The 20,415-nt window shown below is 44.7% G+C and carries 22 protein-coding genes; 11 read left to right on the top strand and 11 right to left on the bottom strand.

Features of this window, described 5'->3' with window-relative positions; all coding sequences use genetic code 11:
* Window positions 1-200: 200 nt before the first annotated feature.
* Window positions 201-674, top strand: a complete 474-nt coding sequence (locus GCHA_RS05140) for a hypothetical protein (protein ID WP_007985806.1) — start codon at window positions 201-203, stop codon at window positions 672-674.
* Window positions 675-804: 130 nt separating this feature from the next.
* Complete coding sequence (locus GCHA_RS05135; RefSeq protein ID WP_007985805.1) at window positions 805-2,241, top strand: alpha/beta hydrolase; 1,437 nt, start codon at window positions 805-807, stop codon at window positions 2,239-2,241.
* Between the two features lie 180 nt (window positions 2,242-2,421).
* Here the strand turns inward: GCHA_RS05135 and GCHA_RS05130 are convergent, their stop codons facing one another.
* The gene (locus GCHA_RS05130) at window positions 2,422-3,012 is read right to left on the bottom strand and encodes a carboxymuconolactone decarboxylase family protein (protein ID WP_007985803.1); all 591 of its coding nucleotides are present in this window, start codon (window positions 3,010-3,012) and stop codon (window positions 2,422-2,424) included.
* 312 nt (window positions 3,013-3,324) lie between these two features.
* Between GCHA_RS05130 and GCHA_RS05125 the strand changes: the two genes are divergently transcribed.
* From GCHA_RS05125 to trmB, 3 genes are read left to right on the top strand one after another with little or no spacing between them, the layout of a single operon-like run.
* The gene (locus GCHA_RS05125) at window positions 3,325-4,284 is read left to right on the top strand and encodes an ABC transporter ATP-binding protein (protein WP_007985802.1); all 960 of its coding nucleotides are present in this window, start codon (window positions 3,325-3,327) and stop codon (window positions 4,282-4,284) included.
* Entirely contained in the window at window positions 4,277-5,047 is a 771-nt protein-coding gene (locus GCHA_RS05120) for an ABC transporter permease (RefSeq protein WP_007985801.1), read from the top strand. Before GCHA_RS05125 ends, GCHA_RS05120 begins: the two co-directional genes overlap by 8 nt.
* Before the next feature lie 14 nt (window positions 5,048-5,061).
* Entirely contained in the window at window positions 5,062-5,739 is a 678-nt protein-coding gene (gene trmB, locus GCHA_RS05115; RefSeq protein WP_007985799.1) for a tRNA (guanine(46)-N(7))-methyltransferase TrmB, read from the top strand.
* A 16-nt stretch (window positions 5,740-5,755) separates the two neighbouring features.
* Here the strand turns inward: trmB and GCHA_RS05110 are convergent, their stop codons facing one another.
* Window positions 5,756-6,469, bottom strand: coding sequence for an EAL domain-containing protein (locus GCHA_RS05110; RefSeq protein WP_318248932.1), 714 nt, complete (start codon window positions 6,467-6,469; stop codon window positions 5,756-5,758).
* Window positions 6,470-6,701: 232 nt separating this feature from the next.
* Here GCHA_RS05110 and panP point away from each other — a divergent pair, with 232 nt between their 5' ends.
* Window positions 6,702-8,309: a pyridoxal-dependent aspartate 1-decarboxylase PanP gene (panP, locus tag GCHA_RS05105; RefSeq protein ID WP_007985795.1), complete on the top strand. Its 1,608-nt coding sequence runs from the start codon at window positions 6,702-6,704 to the stop codon at window positions 8,307-8,309.
* Window positions 8,310-8,388: 79 nt separating this feature from the next.
* Here panP and panC read toward each other — a convergent pair whose 3' ends face one another.
* The 7 genes from panC to sfsA form a co-directional block, all read right to left on the bottom strand.
* Complete coding sequence (gene panC / locus GCHA_RS05100; protein ID WP_007985793.1) at window positions 8,389-9,240, bottom strand: pantoate--beta-alanine ligase; 852 nt, start codon at window positions 9,238-9,240, stop codon at window positions 8,389-8,391.
* A 7-nt stretch (window positions 9,241-9,247) separates the two neighbouring features.
* Window positions 9,248-10,045 carry a 3-methyl-2-oxobutanoate hydroxymethyltransferase gene (gene panB / locus GCHA_RS05095; RefSeq protein WP_007985792.1) on the bottom strand — a complete coding sequence of 266 codons (798 nt, stop codon included), beginning with the start codon at window positions 10,043-10,045 and terminating at the stop codon, window positions 9,248-9,250.
* Window positions 10,046-10,131: 86 nt separating this feature from the next.
* Window positions 10,132-10,620 (bottom strand): 2-amino-4-hydroxy-6-hydroxymethyldihydropteridine diphosphokinase, encoded by a 489-nt coding sequence (folK, locus tag GCHA_RS05090; RefSeq protein ID WP_007985791.1) that lies wholly within the window; start codon window positions 10,618-10,620, stop codon window positions 10,132-10,134.
* Window positions 10,617-11,942, bottom strand: coding sequence for a polynucleotide adenylyltransferase PcnB (gene pcnB / locus GCHA_RS05085; RefSeq protein ID WP_083881827.1), 1,326 nt, complete (start codon window positions 11,940-11,942; stop codon window positions 10,617-10,619). The genes folK and pcnB overlap by 4 nt, the downstream gene beginning before the upstream one ends.
* A gap of 150 nt (window positions 11,943-12,092) precedes the next feature.
* Complete coding sequence (gene gluQRS / locus GCHA_RS05080; RefSeq protein ID WP_083881826.1) at window positions 12,093-13,010, bottom strand: tRNA glutamyl-Q(34) synthetase GluQRS; 918 nt, start codon at window positions 13,008-13,010, stop codon at window positions 12,093-12,095.
* A gap of 75 nt (window positions 13,011-13,085) precedes the next feature.
* Window positions 13,086-13,535 (bottom strand): RNA polymerase-binding protein DksA, encoded by a 450-nt coding sequence (dksA, locus tag GCHA_RS05075; RefSeq protein WP_007985788.1) that lies wholly within the window; start codon window positions 13,533-13,535, stop codon window positions 13,086-13,088.
* 166 nt (window positions 13,536-13,701) lie between these two features.
* Entirely contained in the window at window positions 13,702-14,406 is a 705-nt protein-coding gene (sfsA, locus tag GCHA_RS05070) for a DNA/RNA nuclease SfsA (protein WP_007985787.1), read from the bottom strand.
* A 67-nt stretch (window positions 14,407-14,473) separates the two neighbouring features.
* Between sfsA and pepB the strand changes: the two genes are divergently transcribed.
* A complete protein-coding gene (gene pepB / locus GCHA_RS05065; protein ID WP_007985785.1) occupies window positions 14,474-15,757 on the top strand; it encodes an aminopeptidase PepB in 1,284 nt (427 codons plus the stop codon).
* 115 nt (window positions 15,758-15,872) lie between these two features.
* Here pepB and GCHA_RS05060 read toward each other — a convergent pair whose 3' ends face one another.
* A complete protein-coding gene (locus tag GCHA_RS05060) occupies window positions 15,873-16,055 on the bottom strand; it encodes a hypothetical protein (RefSeq protein WP_007985782.1) in 183 nt (60 codons plus the stop codon).
* A gap of 273 nt (window positions 16,056-16,328) precedes the next feature.
* Here GCHA_RS05060 and GCHA_RS05055 point away from each other — a divergent pair, with 273 nt between their 5' ends.
* Entirely contained in the window at window positions 16,329-16,919 is a 591-nt protein-coding gene (locus GCHA_RS05055; RefSeq protein ID WP_007985780.1) for a YhgN family NAAT transporter, read from the top strand.
* Window positions 16,920-16,941: 22 nt separating this feature from the next.
* On the top strand, window positions 16,942-17,532 hold the full coding sequence (locus GCHA_RS05050) for a YjaG family protein (RefSeq protein ID WP_007985778.1): 591 nt from the start codon (window positions 16,942-16,944) through the stop codon (window positions 17,530-17,532).
* Between the two features lie 20 nt (window positions 17,533-17,552).
* On the opposite strand, the gene rsmD is transcribed toward GCHA_RS05050, so the two are convergent.
* Complete coding sequence (gene rsmD / locus GCHA_RS05045) at window positions 17,553-18,137, bottom strand: 16S rRNA (guanine(966)-N(2))-methyltransferase RsmD (protein WP_007985776.1); 585 nt, start codon at window positions 18,135-18,137, stop codon at window positions 17,553-17,555.
* 84 nt (window positions 18,138-18,221) lie between these two features.
* Here rsmD and ftsY point away from each other — a divergent pair, with 84 nt between their 5' ends.
* Together ftsY and ftsE are read left to right on the top strand one after the other, a co-directional pair.
* The gene (gene ftsY, locus GCHA_RS05040) at window positions 18,222-19,685 is read left to right on the top strand and encodes a signal recognition particle-docking protein FtsY (protein ID WP_007985774.1); all 1,464 of its coding nucleotides are present in this window, start codon (window positions 18,222-18,224) and stop codon (window positions 19,683-19,685) included.
* A gap of 24 nt (window positions 19,686-19,709) precedes the next feature.
* Window positions 19,710-20,384 (top strand): cell division ATP-binding protein FtsE, encoded by a 675-nt coding sequence (gene ftsE, locus GCHA_RS05035; RefSeq protein WP_007985773.1) that lies wholly within the window; start codon window positions 19,710-19,712, stop codon window positions 20,382-20,384.
* Window positions 20,385-20,415 lie beyond the last annotated feature (31 nt).

Below are 20,415 nucleotides of genomic sequence, written 5' to 3'. Positions count from 1 at the left end.
CGCACTGTCGTTTTTAACGGCAAAAACCATCCTAAAAACACTTTATGACTAACAACAAAGTGCAGCTTTCCGGCCCGAAAAAAGGTTATTTTTTGGCTTATTTATTGCTATTTATAATTGATTACACAGTCCAGTTTATCTCATCGACTAAATTTGTGGCCGGCGCGCTCACTTTTACTCTATTTTAAATTGAGGATCTTATGCACATAAATAGCTCTGACCAAGTCAGTCGTATTTACCAAATGAAAGATACAGCTACTCCAAACACCACTAATTTGAATGCGGCCAATAAAAATCAAACTGCAGATAAAATCACGCTCAGTGAAGCGGGGTTAAATGCCGAAAGTAAAATGCAGGATATCGCCGCCAAGTATGACCCAAGCAATATGTCGTATAATGAATTGGTTAGCATGGGTACCGAGTTGCTCGAAAATGGATTAATAACGTCCCAAGAGAGCTTAGCCTTAATGGCTCCCCCTAGTCGAAATTTTGATCCCGATGAGAAATACGACACTGTCGCCCTAGCCAAGCAGTCAGCGGCGTTCGATCAGTCCCTAGGAAATACCCATAGCAAAGATGCAAAGTTAAGAGCAAGCGTGCTTGAAATGTTGCAAGCGATACAAGATTTATCCGACAATAACAGCAATAGCTACAGCCAAGTTAGAGAAGCTTGACTACCACCATAAGACCTTTTCTCTATGGCGTAATATGGAATATACAACGGATTTACGGTAATTTGCGCCGTTATATATTACTTACCATCACCTTTTACCCACTACCATTGTGAGGCTAAGCAAGGAAAGCATGAAGCTCGCTATCTTATTGATCTTTACTTTTTACAGCGTGAATGCGCTCGCCAGCAACGTCTTTGATGAGTTGCCGGCGTCTATCAATTCAAACGCTCATTATGTCTTTTACTCTCACGGTTTTATTGTTGAAGGGGATAACCCAACCCCGCAGCATCCAACGTGGGGCACTTATGATTTTCCAGCCATACTTGAGACATTGTCAGAGCTAGACGCCTTCATTATTGCTGAGCACAGAGTGAAAAATACCGACCCGTTTGAACATGCCAAGAAGCTTAAGCACCAAGTTGAGCACTTAATTGACAAAGGGGTTCCGGCAACTAACATTTCCTTAGTAGGCTTTTCTCGTGGTGGCTTTATCACGGCGATAGCGTCAAGCTATATCGCCAACAACGATATTAATTACCTGATTTTAGCGGCTTGCACCAGTAGCCTTGCCACCCAAAGTGACGTGATTTTGCAGGGGAACATCTTTTCAATTTATGAAACCTCAGACACAGTTGGTTCCTGCGAGCAAGTCGTACAGCGCAGTGGTGACAAGGTGACGTCATTTGAAGAAATTTCGATTTCTACAGGGCTAGAGCACGGTGCCTTTTACCGACCAATTAAGGCTTGGGTTGAACCACTTAACAACTGGCTCGAGCAAAAAAGCGAAAAAGTGGCTTATAGCATTCCTAGAAGTGAGCTCGTTGAGCTGCAAGAGCCAATCTCAAAAAGAATCTATCCGCTTTACATCAAGCTACCTCGCTCTTACCGCAGCAATAAAAGTCAGCACTACCCAGTGATATATCTGACTGATGCACCATACACTTTCCCAATAGTATCTGGCGCTACGCGTTTTCCCATGAATAGTGGCACAATGGAAGAAGCGATTATTGTCGGCATTTCATACTCCAAAGGTTCGAAAGGCGTTTCAAGCAGAGTAAGAGACTTTACACCGAGCAAGGCCAAAGATTGGAAACTAGAAACAGGCGGTGCAAAAGCCCATTTGCGCTTTATTAGAAAAACGTTGATCCCTTTTGTTGAATCAAATTATCGAGCCGCCCCAGAACACAGAACATATGTAGGTAACTCTCTTGGCGGACTATTTGGCGCCTATGTATTATTCACAGCACCAGAGACATTCTCTGGGTATGTGCTGGGCAGCCCATCAGTTTGGTTTAACGATAACGAGTTATTAGCCATGAATGTGCAAAAGCCCAAAAATGAAACAAAAGTGTATTTGTCTGTCGGTAGCTTAGAGACGCCAAAATTCGGTGAGCAGCAAAATATGGTGCGTGGTGCACGATTATTGGCTGAAAAAATCAATGCCGTCGATTCATCTCACTTAATCCTTAATTTTAAGACTATCGAGGGTGCTTCTCATGCTATCGCATTTCCAACTACAGCCATTCACGGACTTGATTGGATCCATGCTAATACCAATCCGCACTAATAAGTGCCCCCTCAGAATGCGTCCAGCGGTTTTTGATTAAGGCGTCGCTATAAAGTAATGGTTGTTCCCTTTCGAATAGTGAGAACGCAGAGCAAAAGGGGCGCACTAAGTGCGCCCCTTTTAAGGTTCAATATGCTCTTTTATTCAACGAAGGCAAATAAATATTGAATACAGCTGACGTTACACGTGTTTACCACCTGTCCAGCCACCTTGAGCGAGTACCTCCTCGCCTAGTGCTTTAGGTGGGGCTTCTAAGTCAGTGGCCATAGAGTCATTCCAACGATTTAGAAAACCATACAAGCATACGGCGCCTAGAATTTCGACAATTTCGTCTTCTTCCCAATAGGCGCGCATTTTTGCCATTAATGGCTCATCAACTGCGTTGGGCACTGAGCCAGCCGCGAGGGCGTAATCAAGAGCGATACGCTCTGCGTCGGTATACAGTGGGCTCGTTTGGTATTCCCACACGGCTGCGACCTTTTCATCAGAAATACCGTGAATTTTAGCGGCTATAAGGGAGTGGGCTTCACAGTATTGGCAACCTGCCGCCCGGCTCGAAAAGTGCGCCAAGAGGCGCTTAAAACCTAAATCAACTGTGCCGTTTTGTGCCATCACTGCTTTGGTTAACACCCCAAAACCGCGTACGATATCAGGGCGGCGTTGCATTGTTAGCAGGCTGTTAGGCACAAACCCTAAAATTTGTTCAAAGATCGCGAAGTCATCCGCTAATTCAGGTGTGGTTTCTTTTGGTAAGGGCTGCATATGGGCCATGGATTTTTCTCTCCTATTTTGATTGAGTCCTGGCTTTTAGGTGCTAATTGGGCACTAGTTGGTTTCTTGCTTTGCGTTTCTGCATTGTCTGCTGAGAGCCAAAAACGTCCCTATGGGAGTAACAAACTAAAAACCTTACATTTTATTCATTGTTCGTCGTGTTTTATTCATTCATCGCCATGATATAATGCATACTTTTCGGTGTGAGTACATCCAGCCAACAACTTTATGCTTTTTCATTTTGTCTCTCTAAGTTGGCAGTCATCGTAAAAGCAGATAATCCAACATCCTGAAAATCACGCGGAATAAAGCATGAATGCATTGAATATCAAAGGGTTAACCAAAGTATATAAAGGTGGAACCCGAGCCCTGAATGGGATTAATTTAGAAGTAAAGCAGGGTGATTTTTTCGCCCTACTCGGCCCAAACGGTGCGGGCAAATCCACCACTATTGGCATTATCAGTTCTCTAGTGAACAAAACCAGTGGCACTGCTGACATATTCGAATACTCGTTAGACGCCCAACCCGTGGAAGCCAAATCATGCATTGGTTTGGTACCACAAGAATTCAATTTCAATCAATTTGAGACACTGACTCAAATAGTAGTCAACCAAGCAGGTTACTACGGTGTGCCGCGCAACGTTGCAAAAGAGCGAGCTGAAAAATACCTTAAGCAACTAGATTTATGGGAAAAGCGCAATCAACCGGCGCGCAATTTATCGGGCGGCATGAAGCGCCGTTTAATGATTGCTCGGGCACTAATGCATGAACCCAGAATGTTGATTTTGGATGAGCCTACCGCTGGGGTAGACATTGAAATTCGCCGTTCGATGTGGACCTTTCTAAAAGAAATTAACGAGCAAGGCATCACCATCATATTGACCACGCACTATCTTGAAGAAGCCGAAATGTTGTGCCGCAACATCGCGATTATCGATAAAGGAGTAATCGTGCAAAACACCAGTATGAAGTCTCTGCTGGCCACCTTAAATATTGAAACCTTTATTCTTGATTTGGCCGGTGAGCACCAAAGCATTGCATTGTCAGGTTTCGAGTATCGTTTACTTGACCCTCACACGCTCGAAGTCGATGTAGCCAAAGAAGAAAGTTTGAATAACGTCTTTGAGCAACTATCTAGCCAAAAAATAGAAGTCTTAAGCATGCGCAATAAATCGAACCGTTTGGAAGAATTGTTTGTACGCTTGGTAGAATCAGGCCGCGAAGAGCTTGCAAACAAAGAGAAAACACAAAAGGAGCTCGCTAATGGGTAATCGCACTATGATTGCACTGCAAACGCTATGGATAAAAGAGTGCACTCGTTTTTTGCGTATTTGGATACAAACCTTGGTGCCGCCAGCAATTACTATGTCCTTGTATTTTGTCATATTCGGTAATTTGATTGGCAGTCGTATCGGCCAAATGGGTGGCTTCAGTTATATGGAGTTTATCGTGCCTGGCCTTATCATGATGGCGGTGATCACCAACTCCTATTCGAATGTATCATCCTCTTTTTATAGCGCTAAATTTCAGCATAATATTGAAGAGTTATTGGTAGCCCCTATCCCTAATTGGGTGATCATAGCCGGCTTTGTAGGCGGTGGGGTCGCGCGGGCGATACTCATCGGTATTATCGTGACCTGTGTATCTATGTTGTTTGTTGATATCACGCTACACAGTATTCCGATTATCATCATTACCTTGCTGTTAACCTCAATTTTGTTCGCCACCGCGGGCTTGATTAACGCCATCTTTGCCAAATCGTTTGATGATATCAGTGTGGTACCCACTTTTGTGCTAACTCCCCTGACCTATTTAGGCGGCGTATTTTACTCGTTAACACTGTTGCCTGAATTTTGGCAGTGGGTTAGTAAAATCAACCCTATCGTGTATATGGTGAATGGTTTCCGTTATGGCTTTTTAGGCGTCTCTGACGTGAACTACATGCACTCATTAGGTTTATTAGTGGTGTTTAATGTGGTGCTACTTGGCTTTGCGTACTCACTGATTAATCGTGGCGTGGGCATTAGAAGCTAGGTGAAATAATAAACGTGATTAACCACAGTACTGCGCCCGAGGGTAATTCTCGGCATATTGACAGCAACCAAACGGGGGTACATGAAAAGCTACCCGATTTGGTTGCTCGTCATTTACAACATGCTAGCCAACGTCCGTTAACTGAGCATACTCTACAGGCCTTTTCTCAGGCGCAGGAGTGGCTAGGGGATTGGCAAGGCCCGCTCATATTAGATGCATGCTGTGGGGTGGGCGAAAGCTCCACCCATATTGCCAATCAGCACCCTGAGGCGAAAGTCATTGGTGTGGACAAGTCAGCCCATCGCGTGGGTAAGCATGAGCATTACAGCTTAAAGCAAGATAACGCCTTGATACTAAGAGCGGATCTAAATGACTTTTGGCGCTTAGCAGTGCAGGCTAAATGGCGCTTAAGTAAGCATTTTTTGTTGTATCCCAATCCGTATCCTAAATCTGCTCATGTGCAAAGACGTTGGCACGGCAGCCCTGCGTTTGCAGAAATTGTTAAGCTAGGCGGGCAACTTGAGGTGCGTAGCAACTGGCAAATTTACATTCAGGAATTCGCTTTAGCCCTTGAAATAGCGGGTTTTAGTGGCGAGGTGAAGCAATATCATGATGCGCAAGCCATAACGCCCTTCGAACGTAAATATTGGGCAAGCGGCCAACATAGCTGGCAAGTGATTAGCCAATTATAATTTGCCAGAGCAAGTGTTAGTGCGCCTGCGCCTTAGGTTGACTAAAGTAAAAGCCTTGGGCGTAACGCACATTAAGTTTTTTCAGCAAAGTGAGTTGTGCTTCGCTCTCAAGATGCTGAGCCACTAAGGCGATATTCTTAGTTTGCCCTTTAGCACACAAAGATTTGATTACAGCTTGTGCCTGCTCATTCTGAGCGAGGTCCGCCAAAATCGGTCCTGATATTTTTAACCCGCTAATTGGCAAAGCAAGTAAGTGTTCTACCTGTTTTACATCGGGTTCAATGTTATCTACGAATAAGCTCAAACCAAGTTTTTTACACAAGTCAGAAAAGGTTGAAAAGGTGTCTGTGTCCGCTAACACATTCTGTGCGGTGACTTCTAATGCCACTCGCTTGGGGTTAGGGTAGCTACTGGCTTGTTCGGTAAGAAATCGATGAATGTTCTCATCTTGCATATCAGCAAGACTGATGTTGATGTTCCATGGCATATTGCGTTCACGGAAATATTGCGCACTGCGATTGAAGATGGTTTCGGTTAATTGCGAACGACTTTCTTGCCGGTCAACCAAGTATAAGAATTCGCTTGGGATAAAAGGCCGCTCACCAAACGTAATAAGGCGCGCTAAGCATTCGTAGCGCCAAACCTGATTATTTGTTAAATCCATAATAGGTTGAAAAAACGGCACAACGTTATCGGGGTTGAAGCTTTCAGTAACTTGAGAAACTTTCATAATTGACAGCATTTTTTCTTTATACTATAGCAAGTTAGTTCCTAATGGCTAGGCTGAATTGAACAACTTTTAGGCACTTTATTCTGTGTATCATCCCTTCACACACTCTGTTACCTTAAATTAGTCGTTAAATAGTCACTATAGCCCTTCATAAACTGGGGGTTTATGTTGGTCTCGCTGGAAAATTAATGTAAAGTTCGCGACCTGAAAGTTTTCATAAGAGGTGTCAAGCGTGGCCGTAGCTGAAGTCAGTTTAGAGCATTTGTTTAGAGTGTTTACCATGCCTGAAGGTAAAGATTCTAAGTTAGCTCAGATTGAGCAGCATCTGTCAGATAACTTGGCTGACTTTTTGTCTCAACACGTGGTAACGAAAGTCACGTCACTTGAGCAAATAGAACAAAGTTTTGCTGAATTTAATGTGCCCGAACACCCAGAGTTTGTGTCTGAGCACGCCGCGAATTTACTTGAAAAACTAGTCGCTAATTCGGTTAATACTTATTCGCCAACATTTATCGGGCACATGACATCTGCCTTACCGTATTTTCATTTATCGTTAGCTAAATTGTTAGTTGGCTTGAATCAAAATTTGGTCAAAATCGAAACCTCTAAAGCCTTTACGCCTTTAGAGCGTCAAGTATTGGGTATGATGCACGAACTTGTGTATGCCCAAGACAGTGAGTTCTACAATACGTATTTACACAGTGCGAATCACGCCTTAGGCGCTTTTTGCTCTGGTGGTACCATAGCCAATGTGACCGCGCTGTGGGTAGCACGTAATAAAGCGTTAGCTGCCGATGGCGTGTTTAAAGGGGTTGCCCGAGAAGGGTTAGCGGCAGGTTTAGACCATTACGGCTATAAAAAAATGGCGATTTTATCTTCACGCCGAGGGCATTATTCTCTATCAAAGTCGGTGGATTTACTCGGTTTAGGTCGCGAACAGCTCATCACGTTAGATTGCCCTACCCAACGCTTGTCCCCTGAAAAAGCCCTCGCTTTTGGTAAGCAATACGCTGAACAGGGCAATAAAATCCTCAGTATTGTTGGTGTAGCTGGTACCACAGAAACAGGCCACGTAGACCCACTAGACGAGCTAGCTGATGTCGCCCAAGAGTTGGGCTGTCATTTCCATGTGGATGCCGCTTGGGGCGGAGCTACGCTATTCTCAAGCACCCATAGAAATATCCTTAAAGGGATCGAGCGCGCCGATTCCGTCACCATAGACGCACACAAGCAAATGTATGTTCCTATGGGCGCAGGTATGGTGTTGTTTAAAGATCCTAACGACAGTAATGCTGTGCGTCATCACGCTAACTACATATTGCGTGCTGGCTCAAAAGATTTAGGTGCCACCACGTTAGAAGGTTCGCGTAACGGCATGGCCATGATGGTATATGCCTCTTTACATATATTTGGTCGCCAAGGGTACGAATTATTGATTGACCAAAGCATCGAAAAAGCCAAAATTTTCGCGCGTATGATCCAGTCACACCCTGACTTTGAATTGATCACTCCCCCTACCCTGTCATTGCTCACTTATCGGGTTAACCCACAAGAAGTGCAGCAACAGGTTAAAGCCGACCCATCATTAAGCCCTCACTTTAACGAGAAGCTTGATAAGCTCACTGTTTATGTACAAAAACAACAGCGTGAAGCGGGTAAATCATTTGTATCACGTACTCGTTTGCAAACTCAAACCTATGGCGAGCAAACCATGACGGTTTTTCGCGTGGTATTGGCTAACCCGTTGACCACAGAAAAGGACTTGCAGAACATTCTTGACGAACAGGTAGCGATCGCTAGCAAAAGTCAGAATTGGGCTGAGCTAACTAACACCGAGTAAGCTTTTGTTATTATTAAACAAAAAGGCCGTTAGTATTTACTAACGGCCTTTTTATTTCTGCGGGTAAAAACAATAATAGCTAAGTTAATGATACCTGCAGGTTATCAATTAGACGCGTGCGCCCTAAGAAGGCAGCCGCTAAAATAACCACTTTGGTTTCTTCATGTCCTGGCTGCAAAAGCGTATCCGCAGAGCGGATCTCGATGTAATCGATACTAAACCCGGCTTCAGCAAGCTGCTCGCAACAGTCACTGGTGATACGCGAAAAGTCACGGCGACCGGATTCAATCTTGTCCTGCATCTCTTGTAAGCGCGTAAACAACGTCGGAGCCAGTGCGCGCTGTTCAGTATTTAAATACTGATTACGCGAGCTCATGGCTAAACCATCGTCTTCTCGCGTGGTCTTGACGCCATGCACAGTTAAATTCATCGATAAGTCTGTAACCATGGCTTTGATGACCTGCAACTGCTGAAAGTCTTTCTCACCAAAGAACGCCATGTTCGGCTGGACCATGTTGAACAACTTACAAACAATGGTCGCCACACCACGAAAATGACCAGGGCGACTGGCACCGCAAATCATATAGGAAATGCCTGGCACCTCGACAAAAGTTTGCTGCTCAAGGCCTCGTGAGTATATGTCTTTCACTTGCGGGGTAAAGAGTACGTCAACTCCCATCTCGCTAAGTACCTTACGGTCATTCTCTAATGTACGTGGGTAGGCTTCTAAGTCTTCATCCGGCCCAAACTGTAATGGGTTAACAAAAATTGAAACCACCACCACATCGGCCTTTAATTTGGCTTCTTTTACCAAGTTAAGGTGGCCTTGGTGTAAATTGCCCATGGTAGGAACAAAGGCAATCACTTTAGAATCTGCCTGCCAGCTGCGACGCACATCGCGTAAACTGGCAATATTACTGATCACTCGCATACTGAACTCACTTACTAAAACTATGGGCTTCAGACGGGAAAGAGCCGTCTTTCACTTCTTCAATGTACTGACTTACCGCTGTGCGCATATCGCCAGTTTCTTGAAGGTAGTTTTTCGAAAATTTCGGCATGTAGTTGGCGCTAATACCAAACATGTCATGCATGACTAAAATTTGTCCGTCAGTCTCTGCTCCTGCGCCTATGCCAATAACGGGAATATCTATCGCTTGAGATATAGCACCGGCCAATTCTGTTGGTACGCATTCTAGTACCAACAACTGAATCCCTGCTGCTGCCATTTCTTTGGCTTGCTCGAGCATTTGCTCTGCTTGCAGATCATCACGGCCTTGTACTTTGAAACCACCAAAAACGTGCACTGACTGAGGCGTTAATCCTAAATGACCACAAACAGGTACACCGCGCTCATTTAGCCCTTTGATGGAATCCAATAGCCAGCGACCGCCCTCTAGCTTAACCATACTTGCCCCTGCGGCCATGAGTTTGCCGGCATTGAGATAAGTTTGCTCTGGGGTGGAATAAGACATAAACGGCATATCTGCGATGACAAATGCCCGCTCAACACCCTTACGTACGGCGCGGGTGTGATACGCCACATCATCAATGCTGACGCCTAATGTGTCATCACAGCCTTGTAAAACCATGCCTAATGAATCGCCAATTAACAGTACGTCTACCCCTTGCTCATCAAACAGCTTTGAGAAGCTCGCATCATATGCGGTAAGCGCACTAATTTTTTCGCTTTGTTGCTTCATTTTCAACAACGTGGAAGTTGTGACTTTTTTCATTTTGAATCACTCCAGTACGATGAACACTAAATAGAGCTTGAGTAAATCAGGCACTATACTGATTTTTTAACGGATTTCTATCAAACTCATTTATAGGGTAATTTTTCCAACCCATTGATAGGACAATTATTGAGCATTTCGCTCACTTTCGTGCCGTTTGGAAGTTGTAATTCGGGGGCAATTTCATGTAGAGGATACAAGACAAACTCTCGTTCATTCATACCGTAATGCGGAACCGTAAGTTCAACAGAATCAATAACTTGATTCGAAAAAAGCAGAATATCCAAGTCTAGGGTTCGTGGCCCCCAGCGCTCAGCTTTACGCTCACGACCATGTTCAAGCTCAATTTTTTGTAAGCAATGAAGAAATTCAACAGGTTGCATTTCAGTTTGCACGCCAACCACTGCGTTAACATAGCTAGGTTGGTCTTGCGGCCCCATTGGCCGACTCACATACAAGCTCGACGTGGCAGTTACGCAAGTATCAGGCAACGACGCAATGGCCAGCAATGCATCTTTTATTTGTTGTTCAGGCTGGGCTAAGTTACTCCCTAACCCAACATAAACTTGGTTCATTGGGCAGCTTTCTTCTTGCCTCTATAGCGGCTTCTGCGTTTAGGCGGGCCACCTTCTTTATCGCGCAGGGTTTTCAACATGCCTTGGCGCTGCTCAGGGTTAAGGTTTTGAAAGTCAGTCCACCACTGGGATAACTCCAGCAACTCGCCACCTTCAATTTGCCCACGTATCAGTAAGAAATCATAGGCAGCTCTAAATTTGGGGTGCTCAAGCATTTGAAATGCCCTGCGCCCGTAACGCTTTGGCAAGCGTTGTTGCAATTGCCAAATCTCACGTACGGTAATCGTAAAGCGCTTGGGGATCATAATGCGCTGTATTTGGCGATGTAATACATCACTCAAGGCCAAATTAAAGGCATCGAAGTGGTTTAAGCCGCCTTCTACCATGTGCTGCTGACAGCGCTCTTCTAACGGATACCATAACAACGCTGCAAAAATGAACGCGGGCGTCACTTTCATATCCGAATTAATACGGTTATCCGTATTCATTAGCACCTGCTCAATAAACGCAAGCTCACGACTATTTTGCGATTTAAGTAAAGGTGTTAGTTGCGGGAACAACTGCTCAAACAAACCGAACTCATTGAGTAGTTTGTAAGTTTCTAGACCTTGCCCTGACAGCAATAGCTTCAACACCTCTTCAAACAAGCGTGCCGGTGGAATGTTCGCCATCAATGGGGCTAGTTCGTATATGGGCTTAGCAGTTTCAGGGCTTATTTTCATGCCTAGTTTTACCGAAAATCGCACTGCACGTAGCATACGCACGGGATCTTCTCGATAGCGCGTAGCAGGGTCGCCAATCATAGTGATCTGACGATTTTTAACCGCCTGCATACCATTGGCAAAATCATGAATGCTGTAGTCAGCGATATTGTAATACATCGCGTTGACCGTGAAATCACGTCGCTCTGCATCTTCTTCTATGCTACCGAATACATTGTCGCGCAATAGTTGGCCATGATCGCTTTGCTTACTTAGGTTTTGACCCTTGCTATCTTTGTCTTTGTCGTTCTCTTTGTCTTCATCTTGGCTTGGGTGATGGCCACGAAATGTAGCGACTTCGATAATTTCTCGACCAAATACAACATGCGCTAAACGGAATCGGCGCCCGATCAGTCGACAATTTCTAAACAGTTCTTTGACCTGTTCTGGCGTCGCATCTGTGGTGACGTCAAAATCTTTGGGTTTCTTTCCAAGCAAAATATCACGCACACAACCACCAACCAAAAAGGCTTGATAACCGTTGTTGTGCAGACGATATAATACCTTTAACGCGTTATCACTAATGTCGCTGCGTGATACCGGATGTTCAGCACGGGGAATTATGTTGGCAACAAGAGTGGTTTTAGCTGTGCTCGGCGTGGTTTTAAACGCCTCTTTAACCTTGTTGATTACGCGAGAAATAATAAGTTCAGCTCCAATATAAGGGACTACCCAAAGCAGGTTGTTTAACGCGTCGGATCATAACCTGTCTTACGCGTCAATTCTATTGTCAAACGCATGACCATTGTCAGCAATAAGCGCCACGCTCCAGTTATGCACTGCAAAGTCTAAAATATCTGGCACCAGGGCGTTGTTTAAATAACTCGGCACACGCAAACCTAACGTTTCTAATGCTGCGCACAAATTATCAGTTGCATGCTCATTATTTAGTGCGGGAGCATGATTTTGTTTACTCAACTTTTGACCATTGTCGCCCATCACAAGCGGTAAATGCACGTATGCGGGTGCAGGCTGCTTAAACAGATTATATAACGCAAGTTGATAAGCTGTAGCGGGTAGAATATCCGCGCCGCGCACGACTTCAGTTACTCCTGAATCAATGTCATCAATGACCACAGCTAATTGATAGGCGTATAAGCCGTCTTTGCGCCGTAAGATAAAATCGTCTTTGCACTGTTCATCAAAAGAAACTCGCCCAAGCGCTAGATCATCGATTTCGTGTACAGCACCGGTATTACGAAGAACGGTTGCGCAGCCCTGAGGATTCAATGCTAACTGGGCGCAAGCACAAGATTGTCCTTTCGGGTTTGCCAGCCGCTGTTTGCGCGTACATTGACAAAAATAACAATGACCGTTTGCACGCAACCATGTAAGCGCTTGCTCATAACGCTCATAGCTATTACGTTGATAAATAACATCTTCATCCCATAATAGACCGTGCGCGTTCAACGCTTCTTTGATGAGTTCATCAGCACCGGCTTGCTCGCGCGGTGGATCAATATCTTCGATTCGTAAGAGCCATTTCCCGTTCATTTGCCGCGCCCGTAGATAGCTACCTAAAGCAGCCACAAGAGAGCCCAAATGTAATGGACCAGAAGGTGAAGGCGCAAACCTCCCTACATAGCAGGTGTCTTGATGAAGTCGGCGTGTATCAAAGGGGGTGGTCATTAAACGAAATCGTGCAAATGAAATAGTGCATAAGCATAAAAAAAGCTGCGTTAAGCAGCTTTTTCGTTATCAGTATTAACCTTGCAGCTGCTTTTCTTTAATTTCAGCTAAGGTCTTACAATCGATACACATATCGGCAGTAGGACGCGCTTCTAAGCGCCTAACGCCAATTTCGATACCACATGTATCACAGAAGCCGAAATCGTCTTCTTCAATACGTTTAAGGGTCTTCTCGATTTTTTTGATCAATTTGCGTTCACGGTCACGGGTTCTAAGTTCAATACTGAACTCTTCTTCCTGAGCAGCCCGGTCAACTGGGTCGGGGAAGTTAGCCGCTTCGTCTTGCATATGATGCACGGTACGATCTACTTCTTGGCGTAATTGGTCGCGCCATGCTTTTAATAACAAACGGAAATGCTCCATTTGTTTTTCATTCATGTATTCCTCGCCTGCTTTCTCCTGATAAGGAGTAAGACCAGCTAGGGCTAATAATCCGAGTGTTTTCATCGTGTTTCCTGTTGGCATCAGCCAATTCTCCTTAACTACGAGCACAGGACGGTTTTGTGCAAGCGGGTATGTATAACAGAAAGAAATACCGCTGGCAATTCTACTCACTGACCTGCTGTTAATGCTAAAAACCAAATTCCGACGGGCAATATGGCGATGTCGGCGAAAAAAGCAACTTATATTTTCATACAATCACTGGGAGTCGTTGATTTAGCGTAATATTTTGTTCGTTAATTACGCATGAGTAAGCCAATACTTCTACCCCAGCCTCAACTGCTTGAGCAAACATTTGTGCATATTTTGGATCAATATGTTCTGCCACTTTTACACTTTGAATACCGGTGTGCTGAACACAGAACAGCAAAACAGCACGATAACCTTGTTCGACCATAGCTGTTAGCTCGCGCAAATGCTTTTGCCCTCGAACCGTTTTGGCATCCGGAAAATAGCCTTGCTCATCTTCTAACAAGGTCACCGATTTCACTTCAATGTAACAATCTTGTTTGCTCGATGCGCTAAGAAGGAAATCAATTCGACTATTTTCGTGCCCAAAACGGACTTCAGCTCGCACACTGTCATAGCCAGCTAATTCACTAATTGTCTTCATCGTCAGCGCTTCCCCGACGATTTTATTGGCATTATTAGTATTGATACCAATCCAATGACCCTGTTGGGTTACCGCTAACTCCCAAGTATAGCCCAGTTTCCGCTTAGGGTTATCACTTGCAGAAAGCCAAACTTGCATGCCTGGCTCAGCGCATCCCGTCATTGCACCAGTATTAGGACAATGAGCAACCACCTCACCTTTATTCAATAACGTGACATCGGTTAAAAATCGTTTGTAACGTTTAATCAACACACCTTCAATCAAACTGTTATTAAATTGCATTCATCACCATACTGTTTATCGTTACAAAATTGTTATGATATTGGCTTACTTATCTTAGGAGTGTTTTATGTCTCGACTTTCTATCCAACTGTCTAATGCGCCAGCCGCTGCCCATTGGGGCAAGAACGCTGTGCTCTCATTCGACAATGAAAGCGCTACAATCCATTTATTATCTGAAGACCCTCAACATAGAACCATTCGCCGCGCAGCGCGCATTCTAGACGGTTTAAATTTAGATTTCGTGACTTTATGCGGTAAATGGCAAATCGAACAACAGTGGGCTTTTGCCTACAGCTTTACCAGTAGTAAAAAACAGCATCACATTCAGTGGGCAGATGACGAAAATAGCAATACCTTAACCCAGCGCTATCAAGCGTTGGTATTCACTCGCAATCAGACCAATGCCACACCCGAAGATCTGTCGCCCGAAAAGTTGGCTAGCAGCAGTGTAGAATGGTTAACCAGCTTAAGCCCTAGTCACGTCAGTGCAAAGCAGTGGGTGGGTGAGGAGCTTGTAGAACAACAGTGGCACGGGTTATATAACGTTGGCCGCGGCAGCCAGCGCCCACCTGTAATGCTTGAAGTAGACTTCAACCCAACAGGCGACCCCCTTGCTCCTGTTAGCGCAGCGTTAGTGGGCAAAGGCATAACCTTTGACAGTGGTGGTTATAGCATTAAAGGTAGCGAAGGTATGTTGCACATGAAATGTGACATGGGCGGAGCTGCGATGGTAACCGGTGGTTTAGGCTTAGCGATTATGCAGGGCCTAGACAAACGGGTGAAACTATATTTATGCTGTGCAGAGAACCTAATCAGTGGCCATGCTTATAAGCTAGGCGATGTAATCACCTATAAAAACGGCACAACGGTAGAAATCGTCAATACCGACGCCGAAGGCCGATTAGTGCTAGCAGACGGCTTAATGGCGGCATGCGAGACCCAAGCGCCATTGATTATTGATGCAGCAACCTTAACAGGAGCTGCCAGTGCAGCACTAGGCCGTGACTACAATGCCTTTTTCGCTCTAGATAAAAGTCTGATGCAGCGCGCATTAGGGTACGCTAATGAAGAAAACGAGCCGGCTTGGCCCTTGCCGCTAGAGAAATGGCATCAAGAAAAATGCCCATCTCATTATGCAGATACCGCCAATAGCCGGGCGCAAAAAGGCGGAGGTGCCGGAGGCGCATCAAACGCAGCGGGCTTTCTTTCGCGGTTTGTAAGCAATGACGGTCAAGGTTGGTTGCATATAGATTTGGCCGCGGCATTTAACGATAGCGCAGATGCCTATACACCTGCAGGCGCGTCAGGTTTAGGTATTCGAACCATAGCCAAGGCCCTATTATCAGAATAAGGGGGTCTGAATAAAGAATGTCAGAATAATGGGTAACTGAATAAGTATTTGGTTTCCCGAATACTGTGAAACAACCTAGGTGCGCAAGACGTACCTAGGTTTGCTGAATTAAAGCTCATAGCCCGCCAAGACGCTCAGCGAGCACTTTGTATTTCTCTACATCTTTGGCGTTAAATAGCGGCCTGCCCTGCTCGTCTTTGTCTACAGCAATCAATAAACTCTCACGTTCTAAGCGTTCAACGCGTATTGCTTCTACACCCAAAAACGTTGCTACCTCATCTACTGTCATCACGCTCATTTTCTAATCCTTTTAAATATGCACACCTTTTACCGACGTGGAAACTTTACAACTAGGCTAATGCCGCACCTGATACCAATTCCAAAAAATAATTAACCACTCAGCTAAAATTTAATGGTATTGATATAACCATAGCAAACAATTTCTTTGAGAGCCGTTGATCTTTAACACTTAAAAATAGATAAATGTTTCAATCAGATGGGCTGAGCTGCATAGATGTTATACACTTGCCCAACCACACCCGTCTTAATTAACTCCCGAAAGAGTAGCACTATGGAAACTTGGTCCGCGGCCATTACATTATTTTTGATTATGGACCCACTAGGCAATCTTCCAGTGTTCATGTCAGTGTTAAAAACTATTGAACCTAAGCGACGTCGTATCGTTCTGATCAGAGAGTTGTTTTTCTCTCTACTGATCATGATGGGCTTTTTGTTCAGCGGCCAAGCCGTACTCGATTTCTTAAGTGTTAAGCAAGAAACTGTCAGTATCGCCGGCGGCATTATTTTATTCTTGATCGCATTAAAAATGATATTCCCACAACCCGGCGGTGTAACCGGCTTACCGGCAGGTGAAGAGCCCTTTATTGTCCCATTAGCTATCCCAATGATTGCTGGCCCATCTATTCTTGCGGCACTTATTCTACTCGCAAACCAAGATCATAGCCGTATGTTAGATTGGTCTTTGGCACTGCTGGCCGCTTGGTCGGTGAGCGCGGTTATATTGATATTTTCGAACCTGTTCCATCGCATACTAGGTGAGCGAGGCCTGATCGCCATTGAACGTTTGATGGGGATGATCCTAATTATGATTTCAATTCAAATGCTACTTGATGGCATCGGAAAATTTTATTCGCTAGTGTAAGAAGCGGAACAACGAGGTAACAATGAAAGAAAACAAACTAACTATTTTTCAACAAGTTAGAGAATTAGAGACTTGGCAGTCGGTTGCCTTTTCAGCAGCGTTATTAGAGCGTATGTTACCGAATTACCAGCTTTTTTGTGAAGCGACCGAATTTGCAGACCCTAGCCCATATCGAAATAGTTTAAATGTGATCTGGGAATGGCTTGCTCATCCGAAAACAAAAATCAATTTTGCCGCACAACTGGAAAAGGTAGAAGCAAACGTACCTGACCCTAACGATTACGACAGCATAGGCGTTTACCCGGCTATCGACACCGCCATGTCAATGTCTGCGCTTATTTTATTGTTAATGGGAGAAGATCTACAAGGTGCCGTTGTGGTCAGTAAACTCGCCCAAGGCACAGTGGAAACCTTTGTTGAAGCCACCTCTGATGACGAAATAACAGACGAAGAAATAAAACAGCACCCACTGATGCAATGGGAAATCGAAATCCAACAAGAGTTGCTCACTTTGTTAGCCAATAGCCCTAAAAATGGCGAAACATGTAAAGCGTTAAAAGCAATCGCTATCGGCGAGGGTATGAGTAACATCGGAATCGATATTACTCCTTAGTTTTATTATGCCATCAGCAACTAGCCTTGATACAGCCGCGCTGTCACCTGGCTAGTTTTGCTCTCTTTTAATAAACGCCATTGAGGCGGCACATTGTATTGAGCATTTTGTGTTTCGCATTCAATATAAATCAAACCATCTTTGGCGAGCAAACCACCCTGTTCAATGCTCTCAATGGCTTTAGGAACAAGGTTTTGATTAAAAGGTGGGTCCACAAAAATCAAATCAAACTCATCGTTTAGCTGCTTTAAATAACTTAAAGCATCACCACATAGCACTTTTGCGCTATCTTCTGTGGCTTTCAAGGTGATCAGGTTTTGCTGTAAATTGCGCGCAACATTTTTGTCTAACTCAATAAACGTAACGTGTTTAGCGTAGCGAGAAAGTGCCTCAAACCCCAAGCCTCCGCTGCCTGCAAATACGTCTAAGCAGCGGCTATCTTGGGTATATGCCATCAACCAATTGAACAAAGTTTCTTTGTTTCTATCTGTGGTTGGCCTTAAGCCTTGAACGTTCATCACCGGCAATTTACGCCCACGCCATTGCCCGCTGATAATACGAATTGCGCCATTGGCGGCTTGAGTCTTTTTTACGTCTCGCTTCATTTATAGTAGGAATGCTATCATTGCTGCAAAGTAACGTAAGTGTACTCAATTAATTCAACGATTTTCCAAGGATTTCTATTTAATATGTCCAAGTTTTTCGGTTGGCTCAAAAAAGACAAGCCCAAGTCAGAGCCACAAAATCCCCCTCAGAGCGCACCAGAAGAAGCCCAAGAAATACCGCAGCAAAGCGATGAAATCATCGACGAGCAAGTTGTCGAGCAAGAGCGTGCCCCTGATAATGTTGTGGAGACTGAGGTAGAAAACGCTTCTCATGCTCATCCTGCTGTGGAAGTAGAAAGCGCGGTAGATGAGCCGCCCCTTACCGATAAACAGTCTCTTATGGGTGAGAGTAGTCAAACGAATGACATAGACGAATCCGCCTCCGTCTTGGCCTCTGAGCTGGAAGAAGCTGATGTTTCAACCTCACCTGTAATTGAAGAACCAGATGAAATTGAAGAAGCTGATGAAATTGAAAAAACAGCTGAAATTGAGCAACCTGGCGAGATAGTAGAAATCACCTCAGAGGTGCAAGAAACAGCGTTAGAATTAACACCTGAACCAGAGCCGACACCTGAGCCAGAATCAGAGAAACCAGCCAAAATGGGACTATTTGCCAAGTTAAGACAGAGCTTGTCGCGTACCAAAGTTAACTTAGGTAGCGGTTTTGTCAGCTTGTTTCGTGGTAAAGCCATAGATGATGATTTATACGAAGAATTGGAAACACAGTTATTAGTCGCTGATGTGGGTATGGATACCACCAATAAAATCATTAAAAAATTGACTGATGGCGCGAAACGTAACCAATTAAAAGACGGCGATGCCTTGTATCAATTACTCAAGCAACAGATGAGCGAAATATTACAAGAAGTCAGTCAGCCACTTGTGCCTGAAGCAGATGAGGGCCCGTTTGTTATTTTGATGGTTGGGGTTAATGGCGTAGGTAAAACCACCACCATAGGTAAAATGGCTAAGCAATTTCAGTCACAGGGCAAAAAAGTGATGTTAGCCGCCGGCGATACCTTCAGAGCTGCTGCGGTTGAACAACTACAAGTATGGGGGGAGCGTAATAACATCCCTGTGATAGCGCAAAAAACTGGCTCTGATAGCGCGTCAGTAATTTATGATGCTCTTGAATCAGCGAAGGCTCGCAATGTGGATGTACTGATTGCTGACACCGCAGGGCGTCTGCAAAACAAAGAACACCTGATGGAAGAGCTGAAAAAAGTGTTGCGCGTTATGCGAAAAATTAATCCAAACGCACCTCACGAAGTCATGTTAACCCTAGATGCAGCGACGGGTCAGAACGCTGTTAGCCAAACTAAATTATTTAATCAGGCAGTGGGTCTGTCAGGCATCACATTAACCAAGTTAGATGGCACCGCAAAAGGCGGGGTCATTTTCGCCTTAGCCGACCAATTTAAAATTCCTATTCGGTATATAGGTGTAGGCGAAGGGATTGACGATTTACGTCCATTTGCCAGTGATGAATTTGTGGAAGCACTCTTTGCTGAGAGCGGCACTGATGCGAATGCCCAAAGTAGTCAATAAGCCGAACGCGCCAAGAGTGATGCTATGATCAAATTTCAGCAAGTCAGTAAAACCTACCCTGGAGGGCAACAAGCACTGCGCAAAGTTGACTTTCACATTGAGCCTGGTGAGATGGCTTTTCTCACCGGCCACTCCGGCGCGGGTAAAAGTACCTTGTTGAAACTGATCAGTTTGATGGAACGCCCTACTGTAGGAAAAGTGTTGATCAATGGTCATGACCTAAATCAAATCAGCCGTCGGCAAATTGCCTATATTCGCCGTGATATCGGTATGATATTTCAAAGCCATCAATTATTGATGGATAAAAGCGTGTTCGACAACGTCGCTTTGCCGCTCATTATTGAGGGCTATTCCCATAAAGAAACCAGCAAACGAGTACATGCGGCGCTTGAAATGGTGGGCCTGCGCGATAAAGTGAAAAACCTGCCTATTATGCTTTCTGGCGGTGAACAGCAGCGAGTCGGCATAGCTCGCGCTGTCGTGAACAAGCCGCCACTGTTGTTAGCAGATGAACCAACCGGTAATTTAGATCCAAAACTGTCGATGGAAATCATCCGCTTATTTGAAGATTTTAACCAAGCTGGGGTATCAGTCTTTATCGCAACTCATGATTTGGGCCTGATTGCTCGCATGAAGTACCGCACACTGACCCTTAAAAATGGGCAAATGATCACCGATGGCCTATCTCAAGACTTTTAATCAGAGCGCTCATGCAGCTGAACACCAACTC

This window comes from Paraglaciecola chathamensis S18K6, from assembly GCA_000314955.1.
Lineage (GTDB): Bacteria > Pseudomonadota > Gammaproteobacteria > Enterobacterales > Alteromonadaceae > Paraglaciecola > Paraglaciecola chathamensis.
Note: the sequence above shows the minus strand (reverse complement) of the source record. Positions and strands in the feature narration are given on the sequence as shown.